We start from the raw sequence: 17359 nt of genomic DNA, 5'->3' as shown, positions 1-17359 counted from the left end.
GGGTCAGGCGAATACGAGGTCGGCGGCCTCTTTCGGGGCCGGTGCGGGGCTGCGCCGGGCGAACGCGATCGCGTCCTCCACTCGTTCGGACGCGTCGGCGGCCGCGGACGTGACGGCTGCCTCGTCGAGCACGCCCGCGCTACGCAGCTCCTGCTCGTAGGTCGGCAGCGGATCGCGGCCGGGCACGCCGTCGAGGTCGTGCCGGTAAGCCTGCGGATCGCCTTCGAAGTGGCCCCAGAGCCGCAGTGTGTGCACCTCGAGCAGGCTGGGCCCCTCGCCGGTGCGGGCCCGTGCCACGGCCTCGGCCGCCGCCTGGTGCACGCCTTCGACGGAGTTGTCCTCGACGCGCCTGCCGGGCATGCCGTATGCGGCCGCGCGGTCGGCGTTCGACGTGATGCACGTCGAGGCGCTGCGAGGCACCGAGATGCCCCACTCGTTGTCCTCGACCACGAACACCACCGGCAGCTTCCACAGCGCGGCGAGGTTCAGCGATTCGTGGAACGCACCCTGGTTGGCCGCGCCCTCGCCCGTCACGGCCACCGCGACGCCGTCGGTTCCCCGCCGCTGGAACGCCAGCGCCTGGCCCAGCGCCGGCGGGTAGCCCTCGGCGATGATGCCGGAGCACGAGAAGTGCACATCGGGGTCGAACAGGTGCATGTGGCCGCCGCGGCCCTTGCCGAGCCCGTCGACGCGGCCGAAGATCTCGGCGGTCATCCGGTGCAGGTCGACCCCGTGGGCGATCGCGAAGTGGTGCGGGCGGTGAGTGGCGGTGACGGCATCGGCCGAGGTCAGCTGCGCGCACACGCCCGCTGCGACCGGTTCCTGGCCCGCCGACAGGTGCATCTCGCCCGGGATCGCCCCGGCGCCGATGTCGAAGACGGGCTTCTTGTCGGCGTGGTATTCGCGCAGGATTGCTTCCTCGAAGGTGCGGATCAGCACCATCATGCGGTACAGGTCGAGTCTCGTCGCGGTGTCCATGCCCGTCCTCCGCAGTCTTTCCATCGGCGCGGTCTTCCCATTGGCGCAGGGCCCTTCTCGCCGGCGCAGTGTCGTCGACGGCGAGTGGGTTCGTCGGCAACTCTTCTCGCCTGCGCGGACGTCGGGCAACGGCGCGGATTTCAGATACTGATAGGGCGGCCGCCTACCGGGTGATGGTGTCGGCCGCGGCGGCCCGGGTGACGCGGTGCGCCGCCCGTTGCATCGCCCGCGCGGCCGTCCTCGTGGGGCGATACCGCCTGGCGGGCAGTGACACCGCGACGGCTCCGAGCACACCGGGACAGTGGACGACGCCGCCGACGCAGGCCGTGCCGAGGAGGTACTCCTGGCGGTCGTCGAACACCTCGCCGCCCGTGGCCAGCGCGTGCTCGAGCGCGCGGGCGTCGGTGATCGTGTGCGGTGTCAGGTCGGCGAGCCGGTGGCGGGCCAGGTAGTCGGCGCGTTCGCCGGTCGGGAGCGTCGCGAGGATACACTTGCCGAACGCCGTGGCGTGCCCTGCTTCGTGGGCACCCACCCACAGGTCGGCGGTCGGCGTGTCGGGACCGTCGACGATGTCCACCAGTTCGATCTCGCCATCGGTGTAGAGCGCCAGGTAGGCCGCACCGTGCAGCTCGTCGCGCAACGCCCGCAGGATCGGGCGGACGTGGGTCAGCAGGCGCTGCGACGCATGCTCCGGTGCGGCCGGTCGCAGCCGCTCGCCCAGGACGTAGCCGTCTTCGAGTTTGCGCAGGTAGCCCTCGTGGACGAGGGTGCGCAGCAGGTGGTAAGTGGTCGGTAGGGGAACTCCGACGGTGCGCGCGAGGTGCTTGGCGGTGACGGGCCGCGCGCTCGCCCCGACGGCGTCGAGCAGGTGCAGGGCACGCTGCACGGAGCCGATGAGCGTGGGCCCTTCCGACACGAGTGCCACCTCCACCACGTCGTCGTAGCCGCCTGCCGTTTCGGGCGCCTGGACATCCGAGCCGAGATGTCCAGGATGTCCCGGCCGCGGCACGGGCGGCAAGTTCGGGCCGCGGCCGCGGACCCTTCGGTTGTCGCGCAAACCCGCAGCGGATGTCGGCGGCGGCCGATACCGTGCTCTGTCGGACGATCACCGACGAGATGCGATGGGGGAAACCGGACAATGGGGTGGAACAAGCGCAATCTGCTGGCTGCGGCGGCGGCAGGGGCGATGCTCGTGGCGGCCGCTCCTGCGGCGCAGGCGGCCACGCCGCAGCTGCTGCTGGTGCACGGGCACGGTAATCCGGCCGATGGCAAGAACTGCAACGGCGCCACCTGGGACGAGGCGATCGACTACTACACGTCCGACGGCAGTCTGTCGCGTGACGAGATCACCACCGTCGCCTACTACGAGGGCAACGGCCCCGGTGGCCCGAACGTCGGCAACTGCGACGTGCAGGTGTCCGCGGCGAGCAAGGAAACGAAGATCCAGTTCATCGCCAGGGACCTCGCCAACTACGTCCACGACGAGTACACCAGCAAGGGCGAGCCGGTGAACATCGCGGCGCACTCGATGGGCGGGCTGGTGACGAGGGTGGCGCTGCTCGGCACGGCCGAGGGCTGGTCCGGCTTCCCACCCTCGATGGACGTCGACAACGTGGCCACCGCGGGCACGCCCCACCAGGGCGTCAAGGAAGACCGCGACGACTACACCGCGCAGTGGGACCAGATGGAGCAGGGCTCGGGGTTCCTCGACGCGCTGCACGCCGACGGCAGGGAGCTCGGCGACGCGTGGACGGACGGCACCGACTGGACGGTCATCGGGTCCGCTGAGGACGGCGTGGTCAGCTACGACTCGGCGATCGACAAGGGCAACAGGGCAGACCAGAAGTTCGGCTACCTGAGCCACGACGCGGGAACGGCGGCGGTCACCCACAGCGGTATCCGTGAGATCACCGGGCCGCACACCTACGAGATGCACTACTGGCACGACTCCGGCGACCACGACACGCACCACACCGACAACGGGTGGGCGCCGTTGAAGTCGCTGTACAAGGCCGCGCTGTACGACGGCGACGACCTGCCCAGGTAGATCGCCCGCGGCCCGGCCCCGCCCGGGGTGGAGCCGGGCGGGGCCGGGTCCGTGCGAAACCGGTGGAGCCGGGCCCCTCAGAAACCGCTGTTGCGCAGGTGCGGGGTCTGCGCGGCGAGCATGTCGAGCTGGGTGCGGACCGCGGTGAACTCCGATTCCCCTCGCAGGTCGAGTGCCACGGCGCCGGCACGGTCGGTGGTGCTGGCGAACGCCCGTTCCGCGGAGGTCAGCAGCTCGGCGATCCGTTCCGAGGTGGCGGCGGGCGGCTGCTGCGAGTGGCCGGCGCCGTGGTGGCGGCCGGACTGCGGGCCCGGTGTCGCACCGCCGGTACGGCCCCCTGGCGCCAGGTTGTCGCCGAGCCGGGCCAACCGCAGCGCCTCGCGCAGTTCGTCGTCGAGTGTCGATCCGATGTCGGCCAGCCAGTCACGGCCGGGGCCGGTGGGCAGTGTCGTCACGATCGCGTGGAACGCGGTCACCGAGTCGACACAGCGCTGGTAGGACAGGGCCCACCGGCCGCCTGCGAGCAGGCCTTCCTCGGTGTAGGGGTCGGCGGCCCGCTCCGCGTCACGGGCGGCGCGCCGCTCGGCCTTGGTCGGAGTGCGCAGCCACGACCGGGCCAGGAACTGCACGGGCAGTCCGATCAGCCCGAACAGCACTGCGCCGATCGGCACGAACACGATGAGCCCGCCGAGGAAGTTCATCGAAGGCTCGTTGTCGGCACCGTGCTCACCGGGGTTCGCCGTGTACAGCAGCGCCACGACGACCATCACGAGCGCACCGATCGCGCCGAACACCGCCCAGCCCGCACGCGCAGCGGCGTGCACGACCGGCCCGCCCCGCACGGCCATGCGGGAACGCCAGTCGTCGAAACGTCCCTGCTGTGCCGGGTTGTACTGCGGTGCCGTGCTGTTCTGCGGTGCCGTGCTGTTCTGCCGTCTCGGGTTCCCCCGCTGCGCCATGCCTGCTCCTCCGCCGATCCGCTGACTCGGACTCCAGGCGGTGGTTCCCGGTTCCGTTCGGTCTCCCCGCTGAGCGTATGCGCAGTGGTGCGGGAGCGGCGGGACCGGTAGCCGCCGCGACAGGGTTCCGGGCGGGAGCCGGATGGGCGCGACGCGGCGAGGTCCCGGGACGCGATGCGTACCGGGACCTCGCCTGCGGTGCCGGTCGGCGTCAGCCGACCGTCTCGGGCTCGCGGGACTCGGCGGGCCGCGGATCGCGGGGCACCTTCAACAGCGACAGCATCACGGCGCACACCACGAGACAGCCGATCGGGAAGAACAGGCCCGCCGACACGTTGTCGGCCGTGGCGTTCTGGCCGATCACGTACGGGCCGAAGAACCCGCCGAGTGCGGCGATGGAGTTGATCGCCGCGAGGCCGACCGCCGTGTGCTCCTTCGACAGCACCCGGGCGGCCAACGCCCAGTACGGCGCGAGGTAGCCCAGCACGCCGACCGCCACGAGGGACAGGCAGATCAGGGCGGGCACCGGGTCGGTCCGGAAGACGATGGTGCCGATGAGCCCCACCGCGGCGAGCAGCATGAGGCCCACGACGTGCCAGCGGCGTTCCCTCGTACGGTCGGAGTTGCGGGCGATGAGCAGCATGCCGATCGCGCCGACGACCCACGGGATGATGCCGAGGAACCCGATGTTCGTCGCCGAGTACGACGGGTCCATCTGCTTGACGATCTGCGGCAGGAAGAACGTGAAGCCGTACAGACCGCACGCGGCGAACAGGTTCGCCAGGCCCAGATACAGCACGCGCTTGTTCGCCATCACGCGCAGCTGGCCGAAGAAGGTCTCCTTCTTCTCCGGTGCGTAGTCCTTGTTGATCTCGGCTTCGAGCCAGTCGCTCTCCTGTTTGGACAGGAAACGCGCCTGCGAGGGCTTGTTCGGCAGGTACATCAGCACGAGGACACCGACGAGCACCGCGGGAGCGCCCTGCAGGATGAACACCCAGCGCCAGCTGGACAGGTCGAACCAGTGGACGTGGTCGAGGATCAGCCCACCGGTGAGGCTGCCGAGCACCATCGCGATCGGCTGGGCGAGGGCGAGCATGGCGATCGCGCGGCCACGCTCGGCGGGCCGGAACCACAGCGTCAGATACAGCAGCAGGCCCGGGTAGAGCCCGGCCTCGGCGATACCCAGAACGATCCGCGCGGTGTAGAGCTGCGGCACGTTCTGGATGAAGCCCGTCACGACGGTGACGACACCCCAGCTGACCGCGATGCGCGCGAGCCAGATCCGGGCGCCCACCTTCTTCATGATCATGTTGCTGGGGATCTCGAACAACACGTACGCGAGGAAGAAGATCGCCGACGCGGTGCCGAACACGGCAGCCGAGACGGCCAGCTCGTGCTCCATGCCCAGCTGGGCGTAGCTGATGTTCGACCGGTCCATGTAGTTGAAGATGTACAGCAACATGACCAGCGGCAGGACCCGCGTGCTGACCTTGCGGACGGTCCGAGTGCCGATGTCGCCGGCGGTGGTATCCGCGGTCACCGGTGGACGTGTTTCGCTCATGAGTTCTCCTCGTTGAGACATCGAGTGTCGCCGGGTTCGGGGTGCCGGCCGCGTGCGGTGCGGGGTTCAGGGGCCTGCGGCGGCTCCCAGGCCCGCGAGGCGGCCGACGGTGACGGCGACCGCGACGGCGTTGCCACCCCCGACGTAGCGTTCGCCGAGCACGCCCGCTCCCGCCTCGCCCGCGGCGAACAACCCGGGAATGACATCGCCCCGGCCGTCACGAACCCGTGCCGTCGCGTCGATCGCCAGTCCCGCGTGCGTGCAGACGAGTTCGGCGGGTTGCAGGCGTGCGGCGTAGAACGGTGGCCGGTCGATCGGGTCGGGGTCGGCCGTCGACCCCTTGTTGGCGAGGGTCCGGTGCCGGAGGAACTCGGGGTCGCGGCCCTCCGGCAGCTGGGCGTTCCAGCGCCGCACCGTGGCTTCCAGCGTGTCGGCGGGCACTCCGGCCATGTCGGCGAGTTCGGCGAGCGAATCGGCGCGCAGCGTGCGGCCCGCCTCGGCCTCGGCGAGCACGTGCTCGGAGTTCCAGTGGGCGTACCCCGGCGGCAGTGACGTCCTGGCACGCTCGTCGAACACGGCCCACACCGGGCCGTCCTGGGCGTCGATGATGCCGCCGGACACGGCGTAGGAGGCGTCCTCGTCCATGAACCGCCTGCCGCGGCCGTTGACGTAGACGCGGGACTTCGGCGGGAATCCGGACTGCCAGTGGTGCAGCCGCTGGAAGTACACGGTGGGCAGCCGCAGCCCCCAACCGTCGCCGGTGACGTCCGCGCCGACCTGGTCGCCGAATCGCAGGTGATCGCCCCTGCTGCCGTCGGCGGCCACGACGAACAGGTCGTCGCCCGCGCGCAGCGCGTCGGGGAAGTACCGTTCCAGCAACTGCGGGTCACGGGCGAACCCGCCACTGGCCACGACCACGGCCCGAGCGGGCACCTCGATGTCGTCGGCGACGACGCCCGTCACCCGTCCCTCGTGCTGCAGCAGGCGCTGCACCCGAGTGTTGAGCACGACCTCGACGCCGCCCTTGCGGGCCGCCCTGGCCAGCACCTGGACCAGGCCGTAGCCCTGGTCCTTCGGCACGTGGCCTCGCCAGACGTCCTCGACACCCGCCTGGCACAGGCCGGGCATGTGCGCGTTCGTCGACACCCGGGCCGGGACCTCGACGCCCAGTCCGATCAGCCATTCCAGCGCCGGGCCCGCGCCTCGGCAGAAGGCGGCGATCAGGCCGGGTTCGAGTTGCCAGCGGTTCAGGTCCATGTAGTGCTGGAAGAACCGTTCGGCCGAGTCGTCGACGCCCAGTCCTTCTTGGACACTCGTGCCCGCCGCGGTGAACAGGCCTGCCGACAGCTGGGTCGAGCCGCCGAGTTCGGCCTCGGATTCGAAGAGCAGCACGGAGCGGCCACGTTCGGCGGCGGACACCGCGGCCGCGAGGCCCGCGCCGCCGCCCCCGATGACGACGACGTCCCAGCCGTCGTGTTCGTCGGTCACCGCGGATCGCCTCCCGTCTCGGCCGTGATGCGGTGGTAGAGCCCGTTGGAGACGAGCCCGCCGTCCACGGTGAGTTCGCTCCCGGTCATGTAGCTGGAACGCTCGGACAGCAGGAACAGGACCGCCTCGGTGATCTCGCTCGGCCTGGCCATCCGTCCGAACGGGACGCTCGCCACGGCGGAGGACACGAACGAGTCTGCCCCGGCGAGGAATCCGGTGTCGGTGAGACCGGGGTGGACCGAGTTCACGCGGATCCCCCACTCCGCGAGGTTTCCCGCGGCCGATTTGGACAGTCCGGTGAGTCCCCATTTGCTCGACGAGTACGCCGGTGAGAAGTAGCCGATCTGCCCGGAGATCGACGAGATGTTGACGATCGATCCGCCGCCCGAGTCGCGCATCGGCTCGGCGACCGCCTTCATGCCGTAGAACGGGCCGAACAGGTTGATCCGCATGGTGCGTTCCCACACCTCGTCCGGGGTGGCCAGGAACTGGAGTCTCCTGGAGATCCCCGCGTTGTTGACGAGCCCGCCGAGACTGCCGCGGACCCGTACGACGTCGTCGACGACCGCCTGCCACGCCGCCGCGTCGGTGACGTCGAGTTCGTGCACCGATGCCGATCCGCCCGCCCGCGTGATCTCGGCGGCGACCGGGCCGGTGTCGGCGACGTCGGCCAGACATACGTGCGTGCCCAGGGCGGCGAGCGCACGCGCGTGGTTCGCGCCCATGCCCGTGGCTGCGCCGGTGACGAGGACGACCTCGGGATACTCAGACATGGCGCGACCCGCCGTCCACGGCGATGCTGTGGCCGGTGACGTACCGGGCGCTGTCGGACAGCAGGAACAGCAACGGGCCCGCGACCTCTTCGGGGGAGCCGAACCGGTGCAGTGGGACGACGTCGAGCGCGCGTTGCAGCGTCGCCGGATCGTCCTTGGCCCACCGGGTCATCGCGGTGTCGATGTAACCGGGCGCCAGCGCGTTGACGCGAATGCCCCGGTCGCCGAACTCGACGGCGAGCGATTCGGTCAGATGCGCCACGGCCGCCTTCGACGCGCAGTAGGCGCCGCGGCCCTTGCGCACCCGCACCGCGGACACCGACGACATGTTCACGATCGCGCCGCCCTGTCCCATGTGCCGCGCGGCCGCCTGCGCTCCGTAGAGCACGCCCTCGACGTTGACCGACAGCGTCGCGTCGAGCTGCTCCGCAGTGATCTCGTCGGCCACCGCGTACGGGAAGATTCCGGCGTTGTTGACCCAGAAGTCGAGCCTGCCGAACGTGGTCGTGGCCAGTTTCGCGATCGCTTCGTGGTCCTCGGCCCTCGTGACGTCGACGGCCGCCGGGACGATCTCGCCCGGTTTGTCGGCCACGCACGCGGCCGCCAGTTCGGCGGCCAGCTCGTCGGCCGTCGCCTGCATCCGGTCGGCGTCGATGTCCGCGCCGACGACGTGCACGCCGCGAGAGGCGAGTGCCGCCGTGAAACGCGCTCCCATGCCCTGTGCGGCACCGGTGACGACCGCGACCTTGCCCTCGAACTCGGGGTGCACGACCGCCATCGGCGTGTTCTGGGCGCGGGTGTCGCTCATGGTTCTCCGTTCCGTGTGACGCCGGCTCGGTGCGCCGGCGTGGTGTCAGCGGGCTTCGTCGTCGCGGCGCACGGTGCGGCGGCTGATCCGCCAGCCGACGGTGCTGCGCACGACCCGGTCGGTGACCGTCGTCTGCCGGACCACAGTGGACGGACCGGCCTGCTGCGTGTGCACGAGTTGCAGATACGCGCGCACGAGGAGTTCGTCGGGGCCCTGCCGGGTGGCGAACAGGTTGGTGAGCACGTGCCGGGTGACGCCTTCCTGCCGGGCGAACTCGTCGGCGAACGCCGTCAGTGCCGTGGTGCCGACGACCGGTTCGGGATAGCTCGGGGAGTGGAACTCGCCGTCCGGTGTGAAGGTCGCCGCCCAGGCGTCGGCGTTCCCGTCGTCGATGAAGTGACTCTGCGCGCCGTAGAGCTGGTGCAGGCGCGCGAGGGTCTCGGTGCTGATGTCGTCGTCCGGACCGCGTGTCATCTGATCCTCTTCGCCCGTTGCTCTCGGATACGCCGTCGGATTCATGCGCCGCCCGGTCGCGATGCGGTGCATGCGCCGGGGTTCGCAGGTCGGCCGGTGCTCGTGGTGCGTGCGGCAACGGCCTCTGGTAGTGTGCGAATATCGCACGTAACGTGCGAACTACGGAAACAGTAGGGTGGCTGTCGACGGCCGTCAAGGGGGTTACGCAGTGTCCGAACTCGACTCCGGAATGTCCAAGACGTTGCACAACGGCTTGGAGATCTTGGAACTACTGGTCGCGCAGCCACGCGGGATGACGCTCACCGAGGTCGCGGACGCCCTCGGGGTGCATCGCACCGTGGCCCACCGGCTCGTGCGGACGCTCGAGGCGCACCGGCTGTGCAAGCGCGACCGCGACAAGCGCATCACCCTCGCGGCGGGGCTGGTCCGGTTGGCCGAGCCGGTCGAACAGGATCTGCGGACGCTCGCGCTCCCTGTGCTGGAGGATCTCGCGGAGAAGACCAAGGCGTCGGCGCACCTCGTCGTGCGTGACTCCGACGAGGAGGCGCGGATGCTGATGATCGTCGAACCGCGCATGGCGCGGATGCACGTCAGCTTCCGTGCGGGTCAGGTGGATCCGGTGAACCGCGGTTCGGCAGGTCTCGCGCTGCTGTCCGCGCAACCGCCCGCGTCAGGGGAACGGGAGGCGGTGACGACGGCGCGGCGGCGCGGCTTCGCCGTGTCCTACGGCGAGGTCGTCCCATCGGTGTGCGGCGTGTCCGCGCCGGTGCCGGGCAGGGAGGTGAGCCTCGGGCTGACGTTGTTCGAGATCGAGGACGAGGACGAGCTCGGCCGCATCGTGTGTGAAGCGGCGAATCGGCTGGGCGCGCAGCTGTAGGACCGGTCCACGCCGCGGCGGATGGCCGAGCCGTGATGGGACTCCGCGCGCCGCGGCCCCGGGTGGCCCGATGTGGGCCCCGGGGCCGCGCGCGGTGGTCGGGCGCAGTGTGGTCGGGCCGTGGTGGTCGGGCCGTGGTGGTCAGGCTGTGGTGGTCAGGCTGTGGTGGCCTTGCCGGCCAGCGTGGCGAGGACCTTGGTGAGCTGCTCGGCGACCTCGGCGTCGGAGTACGGATGCGTCTCGGCGAACCGCGTGGCCGAACCGGGGATGTCGAGCTTCACGTCGTCGATGACGGCGCCGCCCGCGATCCCCGCGGCCTTGCGGGTGTCGTCGTGGGCCCACACGCCGCCGTACTGGCCGAGCGCGGTGCCGATGACGGCCACCGGCTTACCGGTCATGGCGCCTGCCTGCCACGGGCGGGACAGCCAGTCGATGGCGTTCTTGATGACCGCGGGCATGGTGCCGTTGTACTCCGGTGAGACGTACAGGAAGGCGTTCGCGCGTTCGGCAGTCGCGCGCAGGCGGGCGGCCGCGGCCGGTAGTGCGTCACCGGTGTCGATGTCCTCGTTGTAGAACGGCAGGTCGCCGAGGCCGTCGGCGACGGTCACGGTGACGTCGGCCGGCGCGAGCTTGGCGGCGGCCTCGGCGAGCTGGTGGTTGTGCGAGGCGGCGCGCAGGCTACCGACCAGCGTGAGGATCTCGACGGACATGGATTCAGCCTCCCGGCGGCGTGGAGCGTATTGACGAGGACGAATGATGGCATCGACATCCGGCCGTAACCGGACCAGGGTCCATCTTTAGTGGTGTGGGCAACCCGCCGTGCGTCGCCGTCCGCGCCTCGGAGGTCCGGGCAGCCGCTATCGTCGGTGGACGTGCCCCAGCGACACGTCCTCCCGCTGACCCCGGTCGGCGAGGAACCCCGACTGCGCGCCGATGCCGTACGGAATCGCGCCCGGCTGCTCGCAGCAGCCGCGCGGCTCGCCGACGAGCACGGCGTCGAGCGGCTGACCATGGACGCCGTCGCCACCGCGGCCGAGGTCGGCAAGGGCACCGTGTTCCGCAGGTTCGGCGACCGCATCGGCCTGTTGCAGGCCCTGCTGGATCACGTCGAGGCGCGGTTCCAGTCCGGGTTCCTCGAAGGCGAGCCACCGCTCGGCCCCGGTGCCCCCGCGCGCGAGCGTCTCCACGCGTTCGGCCCCGCTGCGTTGCGCCACGATGCGGCGCACCGCGAGCTGTACCTCGCCGCGGAGGGCAAACCCGAACGCCGGTTCGTCACGCCGTCGGTCCGGCTGCGGCACACCCACCTGGCGATGCTGTTGAGCTCGGCGGGGGTGCAGAGCACGGGCGGTGACCCCGAACTGCTCGCCCACACACTGCTGAGCTTCGTCGACTCGGCACTCACGTCCCACCTGACGGCCCAGCGGGGACTGCCACTCGAACGGCTCGAAACCGGCTGGGCCGACCTCGTCGACCGGCTGCTGGGCTGACCGGGCCCGCCGTGTGTTGCGGTTGCGGCGGCGGTGCGCGATCCGCAGCACGCCCCCGGGATCCGCAACACGACCCCCGGGATCCGAATGTGACGCGCGGGTGTTGATCAAGCACTACCGCAGCGCCACCGTGCGTTCACGGTAAGCGGTTTTCCTGGGCCGTGCTGAGCCAACCCGGTTCCCGTTCCAGGAGGTTCGATGTTCCCGCCACGTCATCGCCCGAGCAGTGACCACGACAGCAACCGGCCGGCTGCCTCGGGGCCGGTCTCCCGCCGCGGCTTCCTCGGCGGCATGGCCGGTGTCGGCGCCGGTGCCGTGCTGCTCGGCACGGGCACGTCCGCCGGGCCCGCCGCCGCGGCGTCGTCCCGCCGCGTGACCGATCCGTTCCAGCTGGGCCTCGCCTCGGGCGACCCGCTGCCCGACGGCGTCGTGCTGTGGACGCGCCTGGCGCCCAAGCCGCTCGACTTCGACGGCGGCATGCCCGGCCGCATCGTCCCCGTGGAGTGGGAGATCGCGCTGGACGAGAAGTTCAGCAAGGTCGTCGACCGTGGCACGGAGCGGGCTCTGCCGGAGGAGGCGCACACGGTGCACGCCGACGTGCGCGGCCTCGAACCGCACCACGAGTACTTCTACCGCTTCCGCGTCGGCGGGGAGATCTCGCAGACCGGCCGCACGCGTACCGCGCCCGCCCCTGGCACGTCGCCGGAGCTGCATTTCGCGTTCGCGTCGTGCTCCAATTGGGAGCAGGGCTACTTCACGGCGTACCGGCACATGGCCGAAGAGCGGCCGGACCTGGTGTTCCACCTCGGTGACTACCTGTACGAGTACGCCGCGGGTGTGAACGGTGACGTGCGCACCCACGCGGGCGACGAGATGAACGAGCTGGGCGAGTACCGGCAGCGGCACGCGCAGTACAAGACCGACGGCGACCTGCAGCTGGTGCACTCGGTGTCGCCGTTCGTCGTCACCTGGGACGACCACGAGACCGACAACAACTACGCCGACCTCGTCCCGGAGAACGACGACCCGGACCAGGGCAACGGCAGCCGGAAGGCGTTCGCCGAGCGGCGCGCCGCCGCGTACCAGGCGTACTGGGAGCACATGCCGCTGCGCCGGTTCCGCAAGCCGGTCGACACGCACCTGCCGCTGTACCGGCGCTTCCGCTACGGCGACACGGCCACGTTCAGCGTGCTCGACTCCCGGCAGTACCGGGACGACCAGCCGTACAACGACACCTCGCAGGTGTCGGGGCCCGACCAGTGGAAGACGAACATGCTCGGCGACGAGCAGCACACCTGGCTGGAGAAGGGCTTCGAGAACTCGCGGTCGACGTGGAACGTCGTGCCGCAGCAGATCTATTTCGCCAGCATGGACGAGGTGGAGGGCGAGGACCCGGGCGGCTACAACGACGGCTGGGACGGCTACCGCGCCTCCCGCGACCGCATCCTCGGCTACGTCGAGGAGCACGGCATCGACAACGTCGTGGTGCTCACCGGCGACGTCCACAAGCACTGGGTCAATGACCTGCGCCGCGACTTCGAGAAGCCCGACACCCCGGTGGTGGCCAGCGAGTTCGTCACCACGTCGATCACGTCGAACGGCGACGGTACCGGCAGCAACGACCCGGGCGACGTGATCACCGCCGAGAACCCGCACACGAAGTACCACTGCGATCGCCGCGGCTACGTGTCCTGTCACGTGTCGAAGGATCGCTACGTGGCCGACTACCAGGTGGTCGACTTCGTCTCGAAGAAGGACGCGGCGCTGCGCACCGATGCGTCCTTCGAGATCGAGGCAGGTACGCCGGGCGTGCGGCGGCGCTGACTCGGGCCGGTGGCGGCCGCTGTCTGCCTCCCCCTGCACGGCAGACAGCGGCACCGGAGAAGCCACGTTAGCCGCCGGCAATTAACGGGTCAATTCCGATATGTAGCATTATCGGATGGGCGAGCTGGGGCCGTTGGTGGGAGAACCACTGGCACTGGATCTGGTCAACACCCGCGCCCGGTTGCCGGACCAGGAGTTCGACTTCCTGGCGGATCTGGCCGCCATGCGGCACTGGCTCTCGTGTGAGCAGGACCTACCGGCCCACGGCCGACTGACCACAGTGGCCGAGTCGCACCTCCGATCGCCGACGCGTGCGGATCTCGAGGCGGTCCGCGACCTCAGGGATCACGCCGCGTCGGCGATCGCGCGTGCTCGCCGCGGTGACCCACCGGCGACGCGTGACCTGCGCGCGATCAACGACGCGATGCGAGCCGCTCCGCTGCGACGTGAGCTCGTCAGGGACGGCGAGGGACGGCCCAGGCTCTCGGTCGCACACGACGGACCGCGCGGCACGCGTATCGCCGCGGCGCTGGCCGAATCCGTCGCGGAGCTGCTCGCCGACGAGCGGGTGGAGACCGTACGCAACTGCGAGGCGGACTTCTGCATCCTGCTGTTCCTGCCCGCGCACCCGCGACGCCGTTGGTGCAACCCGGCGATCTGCGGCAACCGCGTGCGCGTGGCCCGGTTCCACGAACGCCGCAGGTCTCGCTCCGGTCAAAGCTGACCCGTGACCGGGTTGCCGGGTCCCGGACGCCGCGGGTTCGTCAGACGTTACGCAGCACCGAGACCACGACGCCGAGGATCACGGCCTCGTCGCCGTCGATGACGTCGTAGTCGGCGTTGCGCGGTTCGAGGAGCACGTGGCCGCCCCGGTTGCGGTACACCTTCACGGTCGCCTCGTCATCGAGCATGGCGGCGACGATCTGCCCGGAGTGGGCCTCGTGCTGGCGGCGGACCACGACGATGTCGCCGTCGCAGATCGCAGCGTCGATCATCGACTCGCCGCGTACGCGCAGGCCGAACACCGTGCCGCGGCCGGTGAGTTCCCTGGGCAGCGAGAGCATGTCGTCGGCGTGCTCCTCGGCCAGGATCGGCGTACCCGCGGCGATGTCGCCGACGACCGGCACGGGCACCGAGGCTTCTGCGGACTCGGGTTCCGCGGTGCCGCGCAGGAACGTCCGCACGTCGATGGGGCGCGACACCGACGGGCTGCGGCGCAGGAATCCCTTGTCCTCCAACGCCGCGAGATGTTTCGAGACCGAGGACGACGACCGCAATCCGACCGCCTCGGCGATCTCCCTGGTGGTGGGTGCGTAGCCGTCGGCCACGACGCGGTCGCGAATGGTGGCCAGGATGTGCTGCTGCCGTTCGGGTAGCGCGGACGCGTCGAGGTCGCCGAAGAGGTCGTGGTCGCCGTGGGTCGTCACGCGCCGCATCGTAACCGCCGGTGATCGCGTCCGGACGTGCCGCCGTCGACATCACGGGCGATACCAGGGACACGTGCCCGCCGCGTGGAGCGTCCGAGTAACTACCCAGTGTTGCTGGTGTGCATTCTATGCGCCGGGGTGAAATGTAAAGACCGATGCTTGATCGATGGTGACCGAACACCGTCCAGAAGGTTCATAATCGAACTGAAGAAGTTTCTTCCATCGCGACTTCCGGTGATTTCTCAACAGTTTGACTTAGTGCACACTGCGGTGCCTCACCTGCGAAAACTACTCGCGAGATACGTCTGAACGGGTGATGCACGACCGGGCGAATCCGACTATCTTGAACGAGGCGTGGCTGCTGTGGTGTCAGCGGCCAGGCGAACGTATACCGGCCGAACGTTGATCGATTGTCGATCGAATGAGTCGGCTTTCGAAGGGGCGTCGTGGGTAGCCGTTCACTCGTAGGGGGCTGTTCGGTTTCACGACACTTCATGGCCCGAGGGGGAGCAGTACATCTATGAGTCATGAGATCGTGATCGGCTCGGGGCGCGGCAACGCGGAGCAGGGGATTTCAGGGAACGCCAGGCAGGGGTACACCAGGCCGGAAAGCACGGAGCCGAGGCACGACGAGGTGTCACGCCTTCCGATGCCGGGGCATCGGAAGGCGGGGCGCGGAGCGGCGGCGCCGCTCGACAGGGCGCTCGAGCGGACACCCCACGAGCGTGCGCTGCACGAGACAGCAGCGCACGACACGGCGCTGTATGAGACGGCGCTGCATGAGACGGCGCTGCACGGGACGGAGCTGCACGGGACGGAGCTGCACGGGACGATGCCGTACCAGGCTTCGCGTCACCAGGCGGCTCAGAACCAGACGGCCCAGAATCAGAAAACCCAGCACCAGACGGCCCGGCACCAGAAATCGGAATATCGGAACTCCCCGAGGGCGCAGTACCGGAGTTCGGAGTGCGGCGACGGCGAGCCGGTGGGACAGTCCGTGCGGGTTCGTCGGGTCCGGCACGGGCAGGGCGTGGAGATCTGTGAGATCGGCGGGGAGCTCGACCTGCTCACCGTGCCGATCGTGCGCCGGGAATTGGACAGTGCCGCCGACCAGGGCGGGTACCGGCTGGTGGTCGACATGTCGGCGGTCGAGTTCTGCAGTGTGGCCGGTGTCGAGCTGTTGCTGCGTGCGGCCCGGCGTGCGACCGACGGGCGCGGCAGTGTCGCCGTGGTCGCGGGCAGGCAGGTGCGCCGGGTCGTGCAGCTGGTCGCACCCGAAGGGCCGATCGTGTGGTTCGACTCCGTGTGCGATGCCGTGCACCATGCGGCAGGCGACCGGAACATGGCCACGAGCGGGTTGGCCGGCATCGACCTCGACAGCACCCAGCGTGGGCTGCGCCGGTACGTCGAGGTCGTCGCAGCGGGGCTCGGGCTCGAAGCGGCCGCGGCGTGGTCCGACGTCGACGATCTCACCGCCACGGCCTACATCGCGCTCGACGGGGAGCTGCCCGGTCTGGAGGGTCGCGAGGTGGCGCTCGTCTGGGACGGTCGCACCGGCTGGGCCGTGGGTGCGGAGACGCACTCCGGCGAGGATCTCGTGATCCGCGCCTGGTACGGCACCGAGCTGCTGCCGGAGCCGGACGCGGTGGTGCGTTTCGTGAAGGACCTGACCGCGGACAGGCGGGTCGGCCTCGACGTGCCGCCGGAGCCCAGCGGGCATCCGCACTCCGCTCAGATCGTGCGAGCCCGGTTGCAGGCCGCCGCATGGTCGGATCGGGAGCCGCACCTTCCCGATGTCGACGTGCCGGCACAGGGGTCTGCGTCCCCGCTGTGGCCGGAGGGCATCGGCTGACGCGTGGATGTCGGCCGGTATGTCGTGTCCGCCGACGACGATCCGCCGAAGCGGAATCGGTCACGGGGATGAACGGTCGGATGCCGCCCGGGTGAGGAGCACACGGGCCGCGTCTCCTTGGATAGCAACGCCCCACGGCAGGTCTGTGGGATCGGTACCCCTCGACGTCGGCTGCCTCCTGTGCCGGCGTGACCTGTATCCGGCACGTATCCGCTGTCGCCGGACGGCACGTCGCTGTTCGCAGTCAGGCTGCAGCCGGTTCGGGTCTCGGGGTTCGCAGGCGAGGTACCCACACAGCTCCGTCTCGTGGTGGTGTGGTGTTCACTCCGGTACTCGAAACGCCCCGCCGTTCGGTGGTAGACGGCGAACGGCGGGGCTCGGTGGTAGACGGCGAACGGCCGGGCGTGTTCGGCCGGTGATGAACTCCGGAATCGACTCGCGTTTCCCCGTGCTCGCGGACGAACGGCATGAGCGTCGCGCGGATCTCGGCCGCGGTCGCGTGGTCGACAATGCCGTTGCCGTGCTTGCGTAGCTCGGCGAAAGCTTCCTGGTCGGTGACGATGTGCCCTTTGGTTCAAGTACGTACCGCGGTCCGTGGCGCATTCCGTGGGATTTTGGCCAACGGGGTCGAACCGAGGTGGTCGACCTTCGTCGCGGCCTTTTCGCTGCCAGGGCCAGCCACACTTCCGGAGCGCGTTGTCGGGCCGGTGTTCAGGTCGAGGTGTAGGTCGCGGTGCAGGTCAATCTGTAGGTCGAGGTGTCCGGCGCCGGATCGATCGGCCACGCGCTGGGCCGGACCGGAGT

16 protein-coding genes are annotated in these 17359 nt (G+C 70.0%); 6 read left to right on the top strand and 10 right to left on the bottom strand.

All coding sequences use genetic code 11. The annotated features are described in order from the left end of the window. Positions 1-3 precede the first annotated feature (3 nt). A complete protein-coding gene (locus tag LY12_RS13425) occupies positions 4-978 on the bottom strand; it encodes a thiamine pyrophosphate-dependent dehydrogenase E1 component subunit alpha (protein ID WP_253856507.1) in 975 nt (324 codons plus the stop codon). 163 nt (positions 979-1141) lie between these two features. Next, positions 1142-1987: an IclR family transcriptional regulator gene (locus LY12_RS13420; protein ID WP_253856505.1), complete on the bottom strand. Its 846-nt coding sequence runs from the start codon at positions 1985-1987 to the stop codon at positions 1142-1144. A gap of 129 nt (positions 1988-2116) precedes the next feature. Between LY12_RS13420 and LY12_RS13415 the strand changes: the two genes are divergently transcribed. Then, positions 2117-3025 (top strand): alpha/beta hydrolase, encoded by a 909-nt coding sequence (locus LY12_RS13415; RefSeq protein WP_253856503.1) that lies wholly within the window; start codon positions 2117-2119, stop codon positions 3023-3025. 77 nt (positions 3026-3102) lie between these two features. Here LY12_RS13415 and LY12_RS13410 read toward each other — a convergent pair whose 3' ends face one another. The 6 genes from LY12_RS13410 to LY12_RS13385 form a co-directional block, all read right to left on the bottom strand. Further along, positions 3103-3984, bottom strand: coding sequence for a hypothetical protein (locus tag LY12_RS13410; protein ID WP_253856501.1), 882 nt, complete (start codon positions 3982-3984; stop codon positions 3103-3105). Between the two features lie 211 nt (positions 3985-4195). Next, positions 4196-5545, bottom strand: a complete 1350-nt coding sequence (locus tag LY12_RS13405; RefSeq protein WP_253856499.1) for an MFS transporter — start codon at positions 5543-5545, stop codon at positions 4196-4198. Positions 5546-5611: 66 nt separating this feature from the next. After that, the gene (locus LY12_RS13400; protein WP_308292110.1) at positions 5612-7033 is read right to left on the bottom strand and encodes an FAD-dependent oxidoreductase; all 1422 of its coding nucleotides are present in this window, start codon (positions 7031-7033) and stop codon (positions 5612-5614) included. Next, positions 7030-7806, bottom strand: a complete 777-nt coding sequence (locus tag LY12_RS13395) for an SDR family NAD(P)-dependent oxidoreductase (protein WP_253856497.1) — start codon at positions 7804-7806, stop codon at positions 7030-7032. The genes LY12_RS13400 and LY12_RS13395 overlap by 4 nt, the downstream gene beginning before the upstream one ends. Then, entirely contained in the window at positions 7799-8614 is an 816-nt protein-coding gene (locus tag LY12_RS13390; RefSeq protein WP_253856495.1) for an SDR family NAD(P)-dependent oxidoreductase, read from the bottom strand. The genes LY12_RS13395 and LY12_RS13390 overlap by 8 nt, the downstream gene beginning before the upstream one ends. 45 nt (positions 8615-8659) lie before the next feature. Then, complete coding sequence (locus LY12_RS13385; protein ID WP_253856493.1) at positions 8660-9088, bottom strand: nuclear transport factor 2 family protein; 429 nt, start codon at positions 9086-9088, stop codon at positions 8660-8662. Between the two features lie 208 nt (positions 9089-9296). Between LY12_RS13385 and LY12_RS13380 the strand changes: the two genes are divergently transcribed. After that, the gene (locus LY12_RS13380; RefSeq protein ID WP_253856491.1) at positions 9297-9965 is read left to right on the top strand and encodes an IclR family transcriptional regulator; all 669 of its coding nucleotides are present in this window, start codon (positions 9297-9299) and stop codon (positions 9963-9965) included. Between the two features lie 155 nt (positions 9966-10120). On the opposite strand, the gene LY12_RS13375 is transcribed toward LY12_RS13380, so the two are convergent. After that, positions 10121-10675, bottom strand: a complete 555-nt coding sequence (locus LY12_RS13375; RefSeq protein ID WP_253856489.1) for an NAD(P)H-dependent oxidoreductase — start codon at positions 10673-10675, stop codon at positions 10121-10123. A gap of 162 nt (positions 10676-10837) precedes the next feature. Between LY12_RS13375 and LY12_RS13370 the strand changes: the two genes are divergently transcribed. The 3 genes from LY12_RS13370 (at position 10838) to LY12_RS13360 (ending at position 14000) form a co-directional block, all read left to right on the top strand. Further along, positions 10838-11452, top strand: coding sequence for a TetR/AcrR family transcriptional regulator (locus LY12_RS13370; RefSeq protein ID WP_253856488.1), 615 nt, complete (start codon positions 10838-10840; stop codon positions 11450-11452). 198 nt (positions 11453-11650) lie between these two features. After that, the gene (locus tag LY12_RS13365) at positions 11651-13276 is read left to right on the top strand and encodes an alkaline phosphatase D family protein (protein WP_253856487.1); all 1626 of its coding nucleotides are present in this window, start codon (positions 11651-11653) and stop codon (positions 13274-13276) included. A gap of 115 nt (positions 13277-13391) precedes the next feature. Then, positions 13392-14000, top strand: a complete 609-nt coding sequence (locus tag LY12_RS13360; RefSeq protein ID WP_253856486.1) for a CGNR zinc finger domain-containing protein — start codon at positions 13392-13394, stop codon at positions 13998-14000. A gap of 40 nt (positions 14001-14040) precedes the next feature. On the opposite strand, the gene lexA is transcribed toward LY12_RS13360, so the two are convergent. Then, positions 14041-14712, bottom strand: a complete 672-nt coding sequence (lexA, locus tag LY12_RS13355; RefSeq protein ID WP_301302496.1) for a transcriptional repressor LexA — start codon at positions 14710-14712, stop codon at positions 14041-14043. 640 nt (positions 14713-15352) lie between these two features. Between lexA and LY12_RS13350 the strand changes: the two genes are divergently transcribed. Continuing rightward, positions 15353-16555 (top strand): DUF6292 family protein, encoded by a 1203-nt coding sequence (locus LY12_RS13350; protein ID WP_253856484.1) that lies wholly within the window; start codon positions 15353-15355, stop codon positions 16553-16555. The last annotated feature ends 804 nt before the right edge of the window (positions 16556-17359 follow it).

It is taken from the genome of Prauserella alba (genome assembly GCF_024171735.1).
Taxonomy (GTDB): domain Bacteria; phylum Actinomycetota; class Actinomycetes; order Mycobacteriales; family Pseudonocardiaceae; genus Prauserella; species Prauserella alba.
Note: the sequence above shows the minus strand (reverse complement) of the source record. Positions and strands in the feature narration are given on the sequence as shown.

Bases quoted from the DNA above. Each gene is read 5' to 3' on its own strand.
- lexA (WP_301302496.1), bottom strand. From the start codon at position 14,712: ATGCGGCGCGTGACGACCCACGGCGACCACGACCTCTTCGGCGACCTC.
- LY12_RS13405 (WP_253856499.1), bottom strand. From the start codon at position 5,545: ATGAGCGAAACACGTCCACCGGTGACCGCGGATACCACCGCCGGCGAC.
- LY12_RS13425 (WP_253856507.1), bottom strand. From the start codon at position 978: ATGGACACCGCGACGAGACTCGACCTGTACCGCATGATGGTGCTGATC.
- LY12_RS13410 (WP_253856501.1), bottom strand. From the start codon at position 3,984: ATGGCGCAGCGGGGGAACCCGAGACGGCAGAACAGCACGGCACCGCAG.
- LY12_RS13350 (WP_253856484.1), top strand. From the start codon at position 15,353: ATGCCGGGGCATCGGAAGGCGGGGCGCGGAGCGGCGGCGCCGCTCGAC.
- LY12_RS13385 (WP_253856493.1), bottom strand. From the start codon at position 9,088: ATGACACGCGGTCCGGACGACGACATCAGCACCGAGACCCTCGCGCGC.
- LY12_RS13395 (WP_253856497.1), bottom strand. From the start codon at position 7,806: ATGTCTGAGTATCCCGAGGTCGTCCTCGTCACCGGCGCAGCCACGGGC.
- LY12_RS13365 (WP_253856487.1), top strand. From the start codon at position 11,651: ATGTTCCCGCCACGTCATCGCCCGAGCAGTGACCACGACAGCAACCGG.
- LY12_RS13390 (WP_253856495.1), bottom strand. From the start codon at position 8,614: ATGAGCGACACCCGCGCCCAGAACACGCCGATGGCGGTCGTGCACCCC.
- LY12_RS13360 (WP_253856486.1), top strand. From the start codon at position 13,392: ATGGGCGAGCTGGGGCCGTTGGTGGGAGAACCACTGGCACTGGATCTG.
- LY12_RS13375 (WP_253856489.1), bottom strand. From the start codon at position 10,675: ATGTCCGTCGAGATCCTCACGCTGGTCGGTAGCCTGCGCGCCGCCTCG.
- LY12_RS13415 (WP_253856503.1), top strand. From the start codon at position 2,117: ATGGGGTGGAACAAGCGCAATCTGCTGGCTGCGGCGGCGGCAGGGGCG.